The sequence below is a fragment of the Bacillus vallismortis genome, assembly GCF_040784915.1.
Lineage (GTDB): Bacteria > Bacillota > Bacilli > Bacillales > Bacillaceae > Bacillus > Bacillus subtilis_G.
In genome coordinates, this window is the sequence record NZ_CP160797.1 from 1,547,425 (window position 1) to 1,561,616 (window position 14,192).

Below are 14,192 nucleotides of genomic sequence, written 5' to 3' on the forward strand. Positions count from 1 at the left end.
ACAATAGAAATTTATTTCGGGTATCGATATAGTAAAGATGATAATAAATGGAAAGGTGCTGAATATGGAGATATTTAAAAGATTAAAAATGTTTTATTGGCCTTACAGAAAGGTGTTTATGTGGTCGCTTCTGGCCATGCTTTTTATGACTGTGATTACTGTCGTTTACCCGATTATCCTGCAAATCACGATTGATGAAATCGTGCTGGGGAGGCAGTATCAGCTTGCAGCATGGGTCAGCTTAGGTTTTATTGCGGTAATGGCCCTGAAAGGAACCGCCACTTTTTTTCATCAATATTTAGGAGATATGTTCGGCATCAAATCCGTTTATCGGCTGAGAAATGGCCTGTATGAAAAACTGCAGAGGCTTTCTTTTTCTTATTATGATAACGCGAAAACAGGTGATTTGATGTCCAGACTGACAGCTGACGTTGAGGGGCTTCGTTTTTTCTTATCATATGGTTTAGCTGAACTCATTCGATTCGGTCTGCTGGTCGCCATCAGCCTTTCGGTCATGTTTTACTATTCTGTTCCTCTTACGCTTGTAACAATCGCTGTTCTGCCATTTCTCGCTGTTGCGGTATATCAGTTCGACAAAAGAGTCCATCCCGCCTTCAGAGGAATTCGCAAGTCGTTTGCGAAACTCAACACAAAAGTCCAGGAAAATATCAGCGGCATCAATACGGTTAAATCTCTATCAAGAGAAGATTTTCAGATCAGCACATTCAATAAGGCCAATGCGGAATACAGAACACAGTATTTACAAACATCATCCATCTGGTCTGCGTATTTCCCTTTAATGGAGTTCATCGGTAATGTTTGTATTGTGGCTCTCCTCTCCTACGGCGGCTACTTGGTTATGCAGAACCAGCTCAATCCCGGTGAGCTTGTCGCTTTTTTCAGCCTTGTCAATTATATGATGTGGCCGATTATGAACTTAGGTTTTGTCATCAATATGTTCTCTCAAGCAAAAGCGTCAGGTGAACGCCTGCTGGAAATTCTCGAAAAAGAAGAAGACATCACAGACCATGCCCACGCTTTGCATAAACAAAAATTAACAGGAGATGTCCTATTCAAAAATGTTTCTCTTGCATACGGTAAAGAACAAATAAACGCGCTATGCAATGTCAGTTTTGAGGCAAACAGCGGGAAGGTAATCGGACTATTGGGCCCTACAGGTTCAGGCAAAAGCTCAGTTACACAGCTCCTCACCAGATTTTACAGTCCTGTTGGCGGAATGATTACGATTGATGATAAACCTATCACTGATTACTCGTTAAAAACCCTTCGCTCCAATATCGGGGTCGTTCTTCAAGAATCTTTTCTGTTTTCATCTACAATTCGATCAAACATTTCGTACGGGAGGCCGAATGCATCAATGGAAGACATCATCGAAGCGGCAAAAAGTGCTCAGGCACACGACTTTATTATGGAGCTTCCTGATGGATATGACACTATGCTGGGAGAGAGGGGAATGGGGCTTTCCGGCGGACAGAAACAGCGTATCGCCATTGCGAGAGCCATTTGTTTGAACCCGGGCATTTTAATATTGGATGACGCCACAAGCGCAGTAGACATGCAAACTGAGCACAGCATACAGCTTGCTTTAAAAGAAGTCATGAAAAACCGCACAACCTTTATCATCGCTCACCGCATTTCTTCACTGAAACATGCCGATGAAATTCTCGTTTTTGATAAAGGGCGCATTTGTGAAAGGGGAACACATCATGAGCTTCTCGAAAAAGGCGGCTACTATCAAAAGATATACGATTTGCAATACCGTGATGCCAAAATGATCAATGAGCCGCATCAGGTCGGATAGGGAGGACTTATGAAACAAGCAAAAAAACAAGGAATTTTGGAGCGTTTCTATTATTCTTCAGATGAAATCATTGAAAAGCCGTTTAACTGGGCTCAAATGTGGCGGCTGCTGGGCTATGTCAAACCATATCGAAAAACCATTTTGCCGCTTTCTTTTCTCACCGTTTTGATTGGGACTGCTGTGAAGCTTGTGATCCCCATTCTGATCGGCGTGTATGTTCTCGATCAAGCCATTGCAGAGAAAAACTCGGAGCTGCTGATCCAGCTCATTTTCATCATTAGCGGTTTATACGTCCTTAATTATGCCGCCAATGTGTTAAGAATCAGATGGATGAATCAGCTTGGCCAGCATGTGATTTACGACTTGCGCCAGCATTTGTTTACTCATGTGCAGCGCTTATCCCACCGATTTTTTGATCAGCGGTCGGCTGGATCTATTTTGGTCAGGATTATGAATGACATTAACTCTCTTCAGGAGCTCTTTACAAGCGGAGTCATCAACTTATTGACCGACTTGCTGCTTCTGGCCGGCGTTATGATCATTTTGTTTACGCTGAGTCCTGAGCTGACCATAGCCATTATGGTGACACTGCCGATTATGTTTTTTATTTCAACAAGTCTCAGAAAAAAAATACGCCGCTCCTGGCAAAAGGTGCGTCTAAAGCAATCAAAGCTGAACTCTCATTTGAACGAAAGCATTCAGGGCATCCGTGTCACACAGGCATTTACGCAGGAAGAAGAAAACATGGCGTATTTTGACGGCGTCAATCAGGAGAACTATCAATCATGGCAGGAAGCCACAAGAAAAAACGCCATGTTCCGTCCGCTGGTAGAAATGACGAATGCGATTGGAACGGGTGTGTTGATTTGGTATGGCGCCACACTCATCATGAATGAAACCATCACGATTGGCGTCTTCGTTTCTTTTGCCTTCTATCTCGGCATGTTTTGGGAACCTATTTCGAGACTGGGCCAGGTCTATAACCAGCTGTTAATGGGGATGGCGTCATCTGAGCGCATTTTTGAGTTTCTGGACGAACAGCCAAATGTCAAAGAGAAGCGGGACGCGATTCATAAGCAAAAAATAAATGGGGAGATCAGCTTCGAAGAGGTTGAATTTTCGTATGATGAAAAACGAAAAGCCCTCCGCGCTGTTTCCTTCTCTATTCCGGCGGGGTCGACGCTTGCGCTTGTCGGGCATACGGGGAGCGGGAAAACGACGATCGCCAATTTAATCAGCCGTTTTTATGATGCCGCGGGAGGCACCATAAAAATAGACGGTATTCCGATTCAGGATCTTTCCCTTGCCGGTTTGCGCTCTCAAATCAGCATTGTGCTGCAAGATACATTTATTTTCTCCGGGACCATCATGGAAAATATTCGTTTCGGCCGGCCGGGTGCTTCAGACGAAGAAGTGATGAAAGCAGCCCGAGCGGTCGGAGCGGATGAGTTTATCTCTGGTTTAAGAGAAGGGTACGAAACAGAGGTGGAGGAAAGGGGCAGCGTACTGTCTGCCGGACAGCGCCAGCTCATTTCGTTTGCAAGAGCATTGCTCGCCGATCCAGCTATTATCATCCTCGACGAAGCAACGGCAAGTATTGATACAGAGACGGAGGTGAAAATTCAACAGGCTTTAAAAACCCTGCTGAAAGGGCGTACAGCAGTGATGATCGCCCACAGATTATCCACGATCCGCGATGCCGACCGCATCATTGTGCTTGATCACGGCAAGAAAATGGAAGAAGGAAACCATGAGCAACTGCTTGCTAAAGGGGGCATTTATGCCGGGCTCGTAAAAGCGCAATACAGCACAGAGATAAAATAATATAAAAAGCCTTCAGTATAGATTGAAGGCTTTTGGAAATTTATTAGAAAAACATGAAACTTTTCGCTATCACTCTCGTATTATCTGTTAGACATTCTCAAGGAGGTTTTGAAATGGAAACAAATGTAGAAAAAAACAACGCAACGGCGACTGAAAAGCCGTCACTTTTTGGAGTGATCACAAATCCGTCCGTTCAATTTGAAAGAATAAGAGAAAGACCGGCTGTATGGGGACCGCTATTTATTGTTGCAGCCATTATCATCGTCGGTGCCGTGCTGCAATCTCTCGGTACGGATTATAGTGAGCTTATGAAAAGCAGTGACACTCAAGGATTAACAGCTGAACAAATTGAAACTGTCGCCACAATAACCAAATTTGGAGGAATGGCAGGCGCGATTTTCGGCGGTATCGCAGCGTTATTTATTGCCCCTCTTATTTATTGGCTCTGTGTAAAACTATCAGGCGGAGTTACGACATACAAAAAAATGCTTTCTCTCGGTCTGTTTGTCTCTTTGATTAGCAGTCTTGGATTATTGGTTAACGGAATCGTTGCTTTTACGACTGACACGAATTCGCTTTACAGCATGACATCATTGGCGGGGATTATTCCGTCTGACGGGGCTCTCGCCAGCGTGTTAAATACTTTTGAGATATTTAGCATATGGAGCTATGTATTATTAGCAATCGGCCTTCACAAAACAGGCGGCATCTCAAAAAAAGCAGGATGGATTTCAGTGATTGTTCTTTTCGGAATTTTAGTTGCATTTTCGTTCTTTTCAGGTTTAATCAATTCTGCGGCGGGTGCATAAACTCATGAAAAAAGTATGGATCGGAATTGGAATCGCCATTTTAGTCGCTCTTTTTATTGGAATCAATATATACCGGTCTGCTGCCCCTACAAGCGGCAGCGCCGGCCAAAAGATACAGGCGGGAAGCCTTGAAGAAAAAGAAATCTCGTCAACGGTTATGGTTCCCGGCACACTTCAATTTTCAAATGAACAGTATGTCTTTTATGAAGCGGATAAAGGGACATTAGAAGACATTAAAGTGAAGGAAGGCGACAAAGTGAAAAAGGGCACGCCTTTAGTCACCTATACAAATGAGCAGCTGAGCCTGGAAAAAGAACAGAACCAGTTAACGGCTGAATCCAACCAGCTTCAAATTGACCAAATTCAAGTAAAGATAAATGCGTTAGATCATAAAGAAAAAGAACTGGCAAAACAGGTTGGAAAGAAAGAAGCAAAAAAACAAATTGAATCTGAGCGTACGGAGCTTCAAATGCAGAAAAAAACGACTGAGATCGATTTAAAACAAACCGAGCTCCAGCGGCAGTCACTTGCCAATCGGGTGTCAGATCTTGAAGTGAAAAGCGAAATCGAAGGTACGGTTATTAGTGTCAACCAAGAAGCGGCATCTAAAAAATCAGATATTCAAGAGCCTGTCATACATATCGGCAACCCAAAAGACCTTGTCGTCTCAGGGAAATTGTCTGAATACGATACACTGAAAATCAAAAAAGGCCAGAAGGTCACACTCACTTCAGATGTTATTCAGGATAAAACATGGAAAGGCACAGTTTCCGCAGTCGGACTTGTTCCGGATCAGCAGGAAAGCGCTGCGGTACAAGGAACAGAACAAGCGGTTCAATATCCGCTTCAAGTGAAAATAAAAGGGGATCTTCCAGAAGGAAAGCCCGGCTTTAAATTTATCATGAATATTGAAACAGACAAGCGGAAAGCAAATACGCTTCCTTCAAAGGCAGTCAAAAAAGAAGATGATCAATATTATGTGTATACAGTAAAAGACGGAAAAGCAAAACGAGCTGATGTCAAAATCGGTGAAGTAACAGATGATCTGACAGAGATTAAAGAGGGGATTTCTCAAGAGGATCAAGTCATTTTGAATCCCTCTGATCAGGTGACCGATGGAACGGAAGTGAAAGCATAAATGATTCAGCTTTCTAATGTGAGAAAAAGCTATCAGATCGGCAGGGAAACGTTTGATGTTCTCCATTCTATTGATTTGGACATTCATCAAGGGGAATATGTATCGATTATGGGGCCGTCAGGTTCAGGGAAATCGACAATCATGAATATTATCGGCTGTCTTGACCGGCCGACTTCCGGTACGTATAAATTGGACGGCGAAGATATTTCTTCATATAAAGATAAAGAACTGGCGGCAGTCCGTAACCGGTCCATCGGTTTTGTATTTCAGCAATTCCAGCTTCTTCCGCGGCTGAACGCCAAAAAAAATGTCGAGCTGCCGATGATTTATTCCGGTATAGGCAAAAAAGAACGTCAAGAGCGGGCTGAGAGAGCGTTGAAAAAGGTCGGGTTAACCGATCGAATGCTCCACATGCCCAACGAGCTCTCGGGCGGGCAGAAGCAGCGGGTAGCCATTGCGAGGGCAATCGTGAATGAGCCAAAATTGATTTTAGCTGATGAACCGACCGGCGCGCTGGATACGAAAACAAGCGCGGCGATTATGGAGCAATTTACAGCATTAAATGCCGAGGGAACAACTATCGTTCTTGTTACTCACGAGCCGGAAGTCGCAGATTGCACGAATCGAATCGTCATGGTGCGTGACGGAAACATTGTTCCTGCCAGCTCCGGACAAAGGAGCGTGGGAGAATGAGCCTGTTAGAGAACATCAGAATGGCTTTAAGCTCAGTCCTTGCCCATAAAATGCGTTCGATCTTAACGATGCTCGGCATTATCATTGGTGTAGGCTCTGTCATCGTCGTGGTTGCGGTAGGACAGGGCGGCGAGCAAATGCTGAAACAGTCGATCAGCGGCCCGGGAAATACTGTGGAGCTGTACTATATGCCAAGCGATGAGGAGCTTGCAAGCAATCCGAACGCCTTAGCCGAATCTACTTTTACAGAAAATGATATAAAAGGTTTAAAAGAGATAGAGGGCATCAAACAAGTCGTTGCCTCGACTTCTGAAAGTATGACAGCGCGTTATCATGAGGAAGAAACTGATGTCACCATTAACGGAATAAACGATGGATACATGAATGTCAATTCTTTAAAAATCGAAAACGGCAAAACCTTTACCGATCATGATTTTTTTGCGGGGAAAAGAGCCGGAGTGATCTCTCAAAAGATGGCTGAAGAACTGTTTGATAAAACATCCCCTCTCGGAGAAGTTGTCTGGATCAACGGACAGCCTGTTGAAATCATCGGCGTGCTGAAAAAAGAAACAGGCTTGCTTTCTTTCGGTTTAAGTGAAATGTATGTGCCATTTAATATGATGAAATCTTCTTTTGGCACAAGTGATTTCAGTAACGTATCATTGCAAGTCGAATCAGCAGACGACATAAAAACAGCTGGAAAAGAAGCGGTACAGCTTGTAAATGACAATCATGGCACAGAAGATTCATATCAAGTGATGAACATGGAAGAGATAGCGGCCGGAATTGGCAAAGTAACGGCGATTATGACGACGATTATCGGTTCGATTGCAGGTATCTCTCTTTTGGTCGGCGGAATCGGTGTCATGAATATTATGCTCGTATCAGTTACAGAACGGACGCGGGAAATCGGAATCAGAAAATCACTCGGTGCGACGAGAGGACAGATTCTGACTCAGTTTTTAATTGAATCAGTCGTATTGACGCTGATCGGAGGACTGATTGGAATTGGAATCGGATATGGAGGGGCCTCTCTTGTTTCTGCCATTGCGGGCTGGCCGTCACTCATATCCTGGCAGGTTGTAGGCGGGGGCGTGCTGTTCAGTATGCTCATTGGCGTTATTTTTGGCATGCTTCCCGCAAATAAAGCCGCAAAGCTTGATCCGATTGAAGCGCTGCGTTACGAGTAGCCTCATGCAACATGCATGAGGTTTTTTTATGTTTAGTTTTTCTACTATGAATATAAAAGACTTTTTTCATTAAAATAAGAAGAAAATGTCGTACAATTGTCCTTATTTTTGTCGAATTTACAGTTTACAAACCCTATAGACATACGTTAATATGGATAAACGTGAAAGATTTTGATAGTTATTGAATGAATTTGAATGATTCTAGTTGCCTAAATTGAAAAAAGCGTTTACAATGAAATTGTATTCAAAATGAATACGTTTTCATTAGGAGGTGAAGCATGCTAACTCCTGAACGGCATCAATTGATTATTGATCAAATCGAAAAGCATGATGTGGTAAAAATTCAAGAGCTTATAAATCTTACAAACGCTTCTGAATCAACTATCAGAAGAGATTTATCAACACTTGAAGAACGCGGTTTTTTAAAGCGTGTTCATGGGGGAGCAGCCAAGCTTTCCGATATCAGACTTGAACCCGATATGCTTGAAAAATCATCCAAAAACCTTCACGATAAATTGAAAATTGCTGAAAAAGCAGTTTCTCTTTTAGAAGAAGGAGATTGCATTTACCTTGATGCAGGCACGACGACTTTGCACATGATTGATTTTATGGATAAAAGCAAAGATATTGTCGTAGTCACAAACGGGGTGATGCATGTCGATGCATTAATAAGGAAAGAAATTTCTTTTTACCTGCTTGGAGGATACGTAAAGCACAGAACGGGCGCGATTATTGGAGGAGCTTCACTGATTGCCATGGATCAGTACAGATTCGACAAGAGTTTTCTGGGGACAAACGGTGTTCATACAGAGGCTGGATTCACAACGCCGGACCCTGATGAGGCTCTTTTAAAACAGAAAGCTGTCAAACAGGCAAAACACGCTTATGTCTTAGCAGACCCTTCGAAATTCGGAGAAATTTCATTTTCGGCATTCGCCGGAATAGGCGACGCAACAATCATTACGACTGGCGCTGAAGAGCTTACATTCGATAATTACCAAGAAAAAACTGTCGTAAAGGTAGTGAAACCATGATTTACACTGTAACACTTAATCCATCTGTCGATTATATTGTTCACGTTGAAGATTTTACTGTAGGAGGACTGAACCGTTCCTCATACGATACAAAGTATCCAGGGGGCAAGGGCATCAACGTATCGAGACTGCTGAAAAGACACCATGTACCGTCTAAAGCGCTCGGATTCGTCGGCGGATTTACCGGAGAATATATCAAAACATTTTTGCGGGAAGAAAATCTGGAAACAGCCTTTTCTGAAGTGAAAGAAGATACCCGAATCAATGTAAAGCTGAAAACGGGTGATGAAACTGAAATTAACGGTCAGGGACCGACAATTTCAGATGAAGATTTCAAAACCTTTTTAGAACAGTTCCAGTCTTTACAAGAAGGGGATATCGTCGTCCTTGCAGGAAGCATTCCATCTTCACTGCCCCACGACACTTACGAAAAAATCGCAGAGGCCTGCACACAGCAGAACGCGCGAGTTGTTCTGGATATCTCAGGCGAGGCGCTTATGAAAGCAACAGAAATGAAACCGTTTTTGATGAAGCCAAACCATCATGAGCTTGGAGAAATGTTCGGCACAACAATTACATCTGTTGAAGAAGCTGTTCCTTATGGGAAAAAGCTTGTAGAACAAGGGGCTGAACATGTAATCGTATCCATGGCCGGAGACGGAGCGCTTCTATTTACGAAGGAAGCTGTTTATTTTGCAAACGTGCCAAAGGGGAAATTGGTCAACTCAGTCGGAGCGGGAGATTCCGTCGTTGCAGGTTTTCTTGCCGGTATTTCCAAACAGCTGCCGCTTGAAGAAGCATTCCGTTTAGGTGTTACATCAGGCAGTGCTACCGCGTTCTCTGAAGAACTTGGAACAGAAGAATTTGTCCAGCAGCTTCTTCCTGAAGTTAAGGTCACACGTCTATAGAGGAGGAAACAAAAGTGAAAATAACTGAGCTTTTAACAAAGCATACAATAAAGCTTAATATTGAGAGCAAAGAAAAAGAAAATGTTATTGACGAAATGGTCACTGTTCTTGATAAAGCTGGAAAATTAAATGACCGACAAGCCTACAAAGAAGCCATTTTAAATCGCGAGAGCCAAAGCTCGACGGGAATTGGTGAAGGAATCGCTATCCCGCATGCGAAAACAGCAAGCGTTATCAACCCGGCGATCGCGTTCGGGCGTTCAAAAGACGGTGTCGATTATGAATCATTAGACGGCCAGCCGGCTCACTTGGTGTTCATGATAGCGGCGACTGAAGGCGCAAACAACACTCACCTTGAAGCATTGTCAAGACTTTCAACACTGTTAATGCGTGAAGAAATTCGCAAGCAGCTCCTTGAAGCTGAGTCAGAAGATGCTATTATCGACATTATTAATCAGCACGATAAAGATGATGACGAAGAGGAAGAAGAAGAAGCGGCACCTGCACCTGCCGGAAAAGGAAAAATCCTAGCGGTTACTGCATGTCCGACAGGTATTGCACACACATTCATGGCTGCGGATGCCCTTAAAGAAAAAGCGAAAGAGCTTGGTGTGGAAATTAAGGTCGAAACAAATGGTTCAAGCGGTATTAAGCACAAGCTGACTGCCCAAGAAATTGAAGATGCACCTGCCATCATTGTCGCAGCGGACAAGCAGGTTGAAATGGAACGATTTAAAGGTAAGCGCGTGCTTCAAGTACCTGTTACAGCTGGTATCAGACGCCCGCAAGAGCTTATCGAAAAAGCGAAAAATCAAGACGCGCCGGTTTACCAAGGCAGCGGCGGCGGTTCTTCAGCTTCAAACGATGAAGATGAAGCGAGAGGCAAGTCTGGCGGCAGCATCGGAAGCATGTTTTATAAGCATCTGATGAGCGGTGTCAGCAACATGCTTCCGTTCGTAGTCGGCGGTGGTATCCTCGTTGCGATTTCATTCTTCTGGGGGATTAATTCTTCCAATCCGGATGATCCTACTTACAACACGTTCGCTGCCGCTCTTAAGTTTATCGGCGGTGACAATGCATTAGGATTAATTGTGGCTGTTCTTGCCGGTTTCATTGCAATGAGTATTGCAGACCGTCCTGGTTTTGCGCCTGGTATGATCGGCGGATTTATGGCAACTCAAGCAAATGCTGGATTCTTAGGCGGATTAATTGCCGGATTCCTGGCTGGTTATATCGTTGTTCTTTTGAAAAAAGCATTCGTCTTTATTCCTCAGTCACTTGACGGACTGAAACCAGTGTTAATCTATCCGCTGTTTGGTATTTTCTTAACTGGTATTATCATGCGTTTCGTTGTGAATACACCGGTAGCGGCATTTATGGATTTCTTAACAAATTGGCTTGAAAGCCTTGGGACTGGCAACCTTGTATTAATGGGTATTATTTTGGGCGGTATGATGGCGATCGATATGGGCGGTCCGCTTAATAAAGCAGCCTTTACGTTCGGTATCGCGATGATCGATGCAGGCAATTATGCGCCTCACGCAGCGATCATGGCCGGCGGTATGGTTCCTCCGCTTGGTATCGCACTTGCAACAACCATTTTCAGAAACAAATTCACTCAGCGTGACCGTGAAGCTGGTATTACATGCTACTTCATGGGGGCTGCTTTCGTAACAGAGGGAGCGATCCCGTTTGCTGCGGCTGATCCGCTTCGCGTGATTCCAGCTGCTGTCGCTGGTGCAGCTGTTGCCGGAGGATTAACTGAATTCTTCCGTGTAACGCTTCCGGCACCTCACGGAGGAGTATTCGTAGCCTTCATTACAAACCATCCGCTGCTTTACCTATTAAGTATCGTGATCGGTGCTGTCGTGATGGCAATTATCCTCGGTATTCTTAAAAAACCTGTTACAGAGAAATAAGAAAAAAGCGTCCTTCATTCGAAAGGGCGCTTTTTCTTTATCCTGCTGGCGGGAGCGCGGTTAAGTTATGTATTTTATTATCATTTATGATAAAGTAAAAGAAGGGAAACAACTGACACAGCAACCGTCTAGGAGGAAACACTTTGACCGAGGAAAAAAACACGAAAACTGAAAAAACGGCGAAGAAAAAAACCAATACGTATTTGGAATGGGGAAAAGCGATTGTCATCGCTGTCCTGCTGGCTCTCTTGATCCGTCACTTTTTGTTTGAACCTTATTTAGTCGAAGGTTCATCTATGGATCCCACATTACATGACGGCGAAAGGCTGTTTGTGAATAAAACAGTCAACTATATCGGCGAGCTGGAGCGCGGAGATATCGTTATTATCAACGGTGAGACGTCGAAAATCCATTACGTAAAAAGATTGATCGGAAAGCCTGGAGAAACCGTTCAAATGAAGGATGACACGCTTTATATAAACGGAAAAAAAGCAGCTGAGCCTTACTTGTCTAAAAACAAAAAAGAAGCAGAAAAACTTGGTGTGAGTCTGACTGGCGATTTTGGACCGGTTAAGGTTCCCAAAGGCAAATATTTTGTCATGGGAGATAACCGGCTGAATTCAATGGACAGCCGAAACGGGCTCGGACTGATTGCCGAAGACCGGATTGTCGGCACATCGAAGTTTGTCTTTTTCCCGTTTAACGAAATGCGTCAAACAAAATAAAAACGCCTTGCTGGCCTTGGGACAGCAGGCGTTTTTTAATTTGAAAAAGAAGCGACTAATGCAATGCATAATACCGTGATAAACACTGAACCGATAATGGCCAGCACGCTGAAGAAAAGATGAACCTGTTTGTTTTCTTTGCCACGCTTTTCTAAAAGTCGTTTAGAAAAAATATGTGAAAATATGTAAATGAGGGCTATGCCAATATATAAGCCGATATCTTTAGCGGTAAAGCCTGTTACGGCAAGGTAAAAGCCCGTAAAAAAGATCAATAAGCAGTATTCAGTAAGTGTTAAAAGCTTCAACGTGTTCCTCCATGAGAGTGTGTAATTTTCCCGGCTGGATGTATCCTCTCTGCTTTATTGTAACATAGCTGGCAGCATTGAGTGTATAAGTGTTTTCTCTCCGATTTATCAGGGAATCATTTCTCTTGCCCAGCATTCATGGTATACTTTTATTGATGATAGACATGATGGAGGATAATAAATGATTGCTGTAAATAATGTAAGCTTGCGGTTTGCGGATCGCAAGTTATTTGAAGATGTCAATATTAAATTTACCCCAGGCAACTGCTATGGGTTAATTGGTGCAAATGGTGCCGGTAAATCAACGTTTCTGAAAGTGCTATCTGGCGAAATCGATCCTCAGACAGGCGATGTCCATATGAGTCCTGGAGAGCGTCTTGCCATCTTGAAGCAGAACCATTTTGAGTACGAAGAGTATGAAGTGCTGAAAGTGGTCATTATGGGCCACAAACGCCTGTATGAAGTCATGCAGGAGAAAGACGCCATTTACATGAAGCCTGATTTCTCAGATGAGGATGGAATTCGTGCGGCAGAGCTCGAAGGTGAATTTGCAGAGCTGAACGGATGGGAAGCCGAAAGTGAAGCTGCGATTCTTTTAAAAGGCCTTGGTATCTCAGAAGATCTTCATACGAAGAAGATGGAAGACCTTGGCGGTTCAGAGAAAGTAAAAGTTCTCTTGGCACAGGCATTATTCGGAAAGCCGGATGTTCTGCTGCTTGATGAGCCGACGAACCACTTGGACCTTCAGGCCATTCAGTGGCTGGAAGAGTTTCTGATTAACTTTGAAAACACAGTTATTGTGGTATCCCATGACCGTCACTTCTTAAATAAAGTGTGTACGCACATTGCTGACCTTGATTTTAATAAGATCCAAATCTATGTCGGAAACTATGATTTCTGGTATGAATCGAGCCAGCTGGCGTTAAAGCTTTCTCAAGAAGCGAACAAGAAAAAAGAAGAGCAAATTAAACAGCTTCAAGAGTTTGTCGCTAGATTCAGCGCCAACGCGTCTAAATCTAAGCAGGCAACATCAAGAAAGAAACTTCTCGAAAAAATTACGCTCGATGATATTAAACCGTCTTCCCGCCGCTATCCTTACGTTAACTTTACACCAGAACGGGAAATCGGAAATGATGTTCTTCAGGTGGAGGGCTTAACGAAAACAATCGATGGCGTAAAGGTGCTTGACAATGTCAGCTTTATTATGAATAGAGAAGATAAAATTGCTTTCGCTGGCCGCAACGAACTGGCTGTTACCACGCTGTTTAAAATCATTTCCGGGGAAATGGAAGCTGACAGCGGAACGTTTAAATGGGGCGTAACGACATCTCAAGCGTATTTTCCAAAAGACAACAGCGAATATTTCGAAGGCAGTGATCTAAATCTTGTAGACTGGCTTCGCCAATATTCTCCTCATGACCAAAGTGAGAGCTTTTTACGCGGTTTCTTAGGACGGATGCTGTTCTCAGGAGAAGAAGTCCACAAAAAATCAAACGTACTATCTGGGGGAGAAAAGGTTCGCTGTATGCTGTCCAAAGCGATGCTTTCCGGCGCCAATATTTTAATTTTGGATGAGCCGACCAACCATTTAGACTTAGAATCCATTACAGCGCTCAATAACGGTTTAATCAGCTTTAAAGGGGCTATGCTGTTTACATCCCATGACCATCAGTTTGTACAGACTATTGCCAACAGAATTATCGAAATTACACCTAACGGCATCGTCGATAAGCAAATGAGTTATGATGAGTTCCTTGCAAATGCTGATGTGCAGAAAAAACTGGCTGAACTTTACGCGTAATCAAAAAAGCAGAGATTCCTCTGC

At 43.5% G+C, this 14,192-nt stretch carries 12 protein-coding genes; 11 read left to right on the top strand and 1 reads right to left on the bottom strand.

Annotated elements, in window-relative coordinates; translation table 11 throughout:
- Window positions 1-64: 64 nt before the first annotated feature.
- From ABZM97_RS07880 to sipT, 10 genes are all read left to right on the top strand, one after another.
- Window positions 65-1,822, top strand: coding sequence for an ABC transporter ATP-binding protein (locus ABZM97_RS07880; RefSeq protein WP_253269052.1), 1,758 nt, complete (start codon window positions 65-67; stop codon window positions 1,820-1,822).
- Window positions 1,823-1,831: 9 nt separating this feature from the next.
- Entirely contained in the window at window positions 1,832-3,646 is a 1,815-nt protein-coding gene (locus ABZM97_RS07885) for an ABC transporter ATP-binding protein (RefSeq protein ID WP_202328621.1), read from the top strand.
- A gap of 113 nt (window positions 3,647-3,759) precedes the next feature.
- Window positions 3,760-4,455, top strand: a complete 696-nt coding sequence (yknW, locus tag ABZM97_RS07890; RefSeq protein WP_087992226.1) for a toxin SDP protection protein YknW — start codon at window positions 3,760-3,762, stop codon at window positions 4,453-4,455.
- Window positions 4,456-4,459: 4 nt separating this feature from the next.
- On the top strand, window positions 4,460-5,593 hold the full coding sequence (locus ABZM97_RS07895) for an efflux RND transporter periplasmic adaptor subunit (protein ID WP_202328622.1): 1,134 nt from the start codon (window positions 4,460-4,462) through the stop codon (window positions 5,591-5,593).
- Window positions 5,594-6,286 carry an ABC transporter ATP-binding protein YknY gene (yknY, locus tag ABZM97_RS07900; protein ID WP_087992224.1) on the top strand — a complete coding sequence of 231 codons (693 nt, stop codon included), beginning with the start codon at window positions 5,594-5,596 and terminating at the stop codon, window positions 6,284-6,286. It abuts the gene before it with no gap.
- Window positions 6,283-7,476: a sporulation-delaying-protein transporter subunit SkiZ gene (skiZ, locus tag ABZM97_RS07905; RefSeq protein ID WP_087992223.1), complete on the top strand. Its 1,194-nt coding sequence runs from the start codon at window positions 6,283-6,285 to the stop codon at window positions 7,474-7,476. Before yknY ends, skiZ begins: the two co-directional genes overlap by 4 nt.
- 278 nt (window positions 7,477-7,754) lie before the next feature.
- Window positions 7,755-8,510, top strand: coding sequence for a DeoR/GlpR family DNA-binding transcription regulator (locus ABZM97_RS07910; protein WP_087992222.1), 756 nt, complete (start codon window positions 7,755-7,757; stop codon window positions 8,508-8,510).
- Complete coding sequence (gene pfkB, locus ABZM97_RS07915; protein ID WP_087992221.1) at window positions 8,507-9,418, top strand: 1-phosphofructokinase; 912 nt, start codon at window positions 8,507-8,509, stop codon at window positions 9,416-9,418. The genes ABZM97_RS07910 and pfkB overlap by 4 nt, the downstream gene beginning before the upstream one ends.
- Before the next feature lie 14 nt (window positions 9,419-9,432).
- Window positions 9,433-11,337 (top strand): PTS fructose transporter subunit IIABC, encoded by a 1,905-nt coding sequence (locus ABZM97_RS07920; RefSeq protein ID WP_087992220.1) that lies wholly within the window; start codon window positions 9,433-9,435, stop codon window positions 11,335-11,337.
- Between the two features lie 143 nt (window positions 11,338-11,480).
- On the top strand, window positions 11,481-12,062 hold the full coding sequence (gene sipT, locus ABZM97_RS07925) for a signal peptidase I sipT (protein WP_087992219.1): 582 nt from the start codon (window positions 11,481-11,483) through the stop codon (window positions 12,060-12,062).
- Window positions 12,063-12,097: 35 nt separating this feature from the next.
- On the opposite strand, the gene ABZM97_RS07930 is transcribed toward sipT, so the two are convergent.
- A complete protein-coding gene (locus tag ABZM97_RS07930; protein WP_087992218.1) occupies window positions 12,098-12,367 on the bottom strand; it encodes a hypothetical protein in 270 nt (89 codons plus the stop codon).
- 181 nt (window positions 12,368-12,548) lie between these two features.
- On the opposite strand from ABZM97_RS07930, the gene ABZM97_RS07935 reads away from it, so the two are divergent.
- Entirely contained in the window at window positions 12,549-14,168 is a 1,620-nt protein-coding gene (locus tag ABZM97_RS07935) for an ABC-F family ATP-binding cassette domain-containing protein (RefSeq protein WP_367387372.1), read from the top strand.
- The last annotated feature ends 24 nt before the right edge of the window (window positions 14,169-14,192 follow it).

Coding starts and splice junctions, on each gene's coding strand:
- ABZM97_RS07885 (WP_202328621.1), top strand. CDS start 1,832: ATGAAACAAGCAAAAAAACAAGGAATTTTGGAGCGTTTCTATTATTCT.
- yknY (WP_087992224.1), top strand. CDS start 5,594: ATGATTCAGCTTTCTAATGTGAGAAAAAGCTATCAGATCGGCAGGGAA.
- ABZM97_RS07935 (WP_367387372.1), top strand. CDS start 12,549: ATGATTGCTGTAAATAATGTAAGCTTGCGGTTTGCGGATCGCAAGTTA.
- pfkB (WP_087992221.1), top strand. CDS start 8,507: ATGATTTACACTGTAACACTTAATCCATCTGTCGATTATATTGTTCAC.
- yknW (WP_087992226.1), top strand. CDS start 3,760: ATGGAAACAAATGTAGAAAAAAACAACGCAACGGCGACTGAAAAGCCG.
- ABZM97_RS07910 (WP_087992222.1), top strand. CDS start 7,755: ATGCTAACTCCTGAACGGCATCAATTGATTATTGATCAAATCGAAAAG.
- skiZ (WP_087992223.1), top strand. CDS start 6,283: ATGAGCCTGTTAGAGAACATCAGAATGGCTTTAAGCTCAGTCCTTGCC.
- ABZM97_RS07880 (WP_253269052.1), top strand. CDS start 65: ATGGAGATATTTAAAAGATTAAAAATGTTTTATTGGCCTTACAGAAAG.
- ABZM97_RS07895 (WP_202328622.1), top strand. CDS start 4,460: ATGAAAAAAGTATGGATCGGAATTGGAATCGCCATTTTAGTCGCTCTT.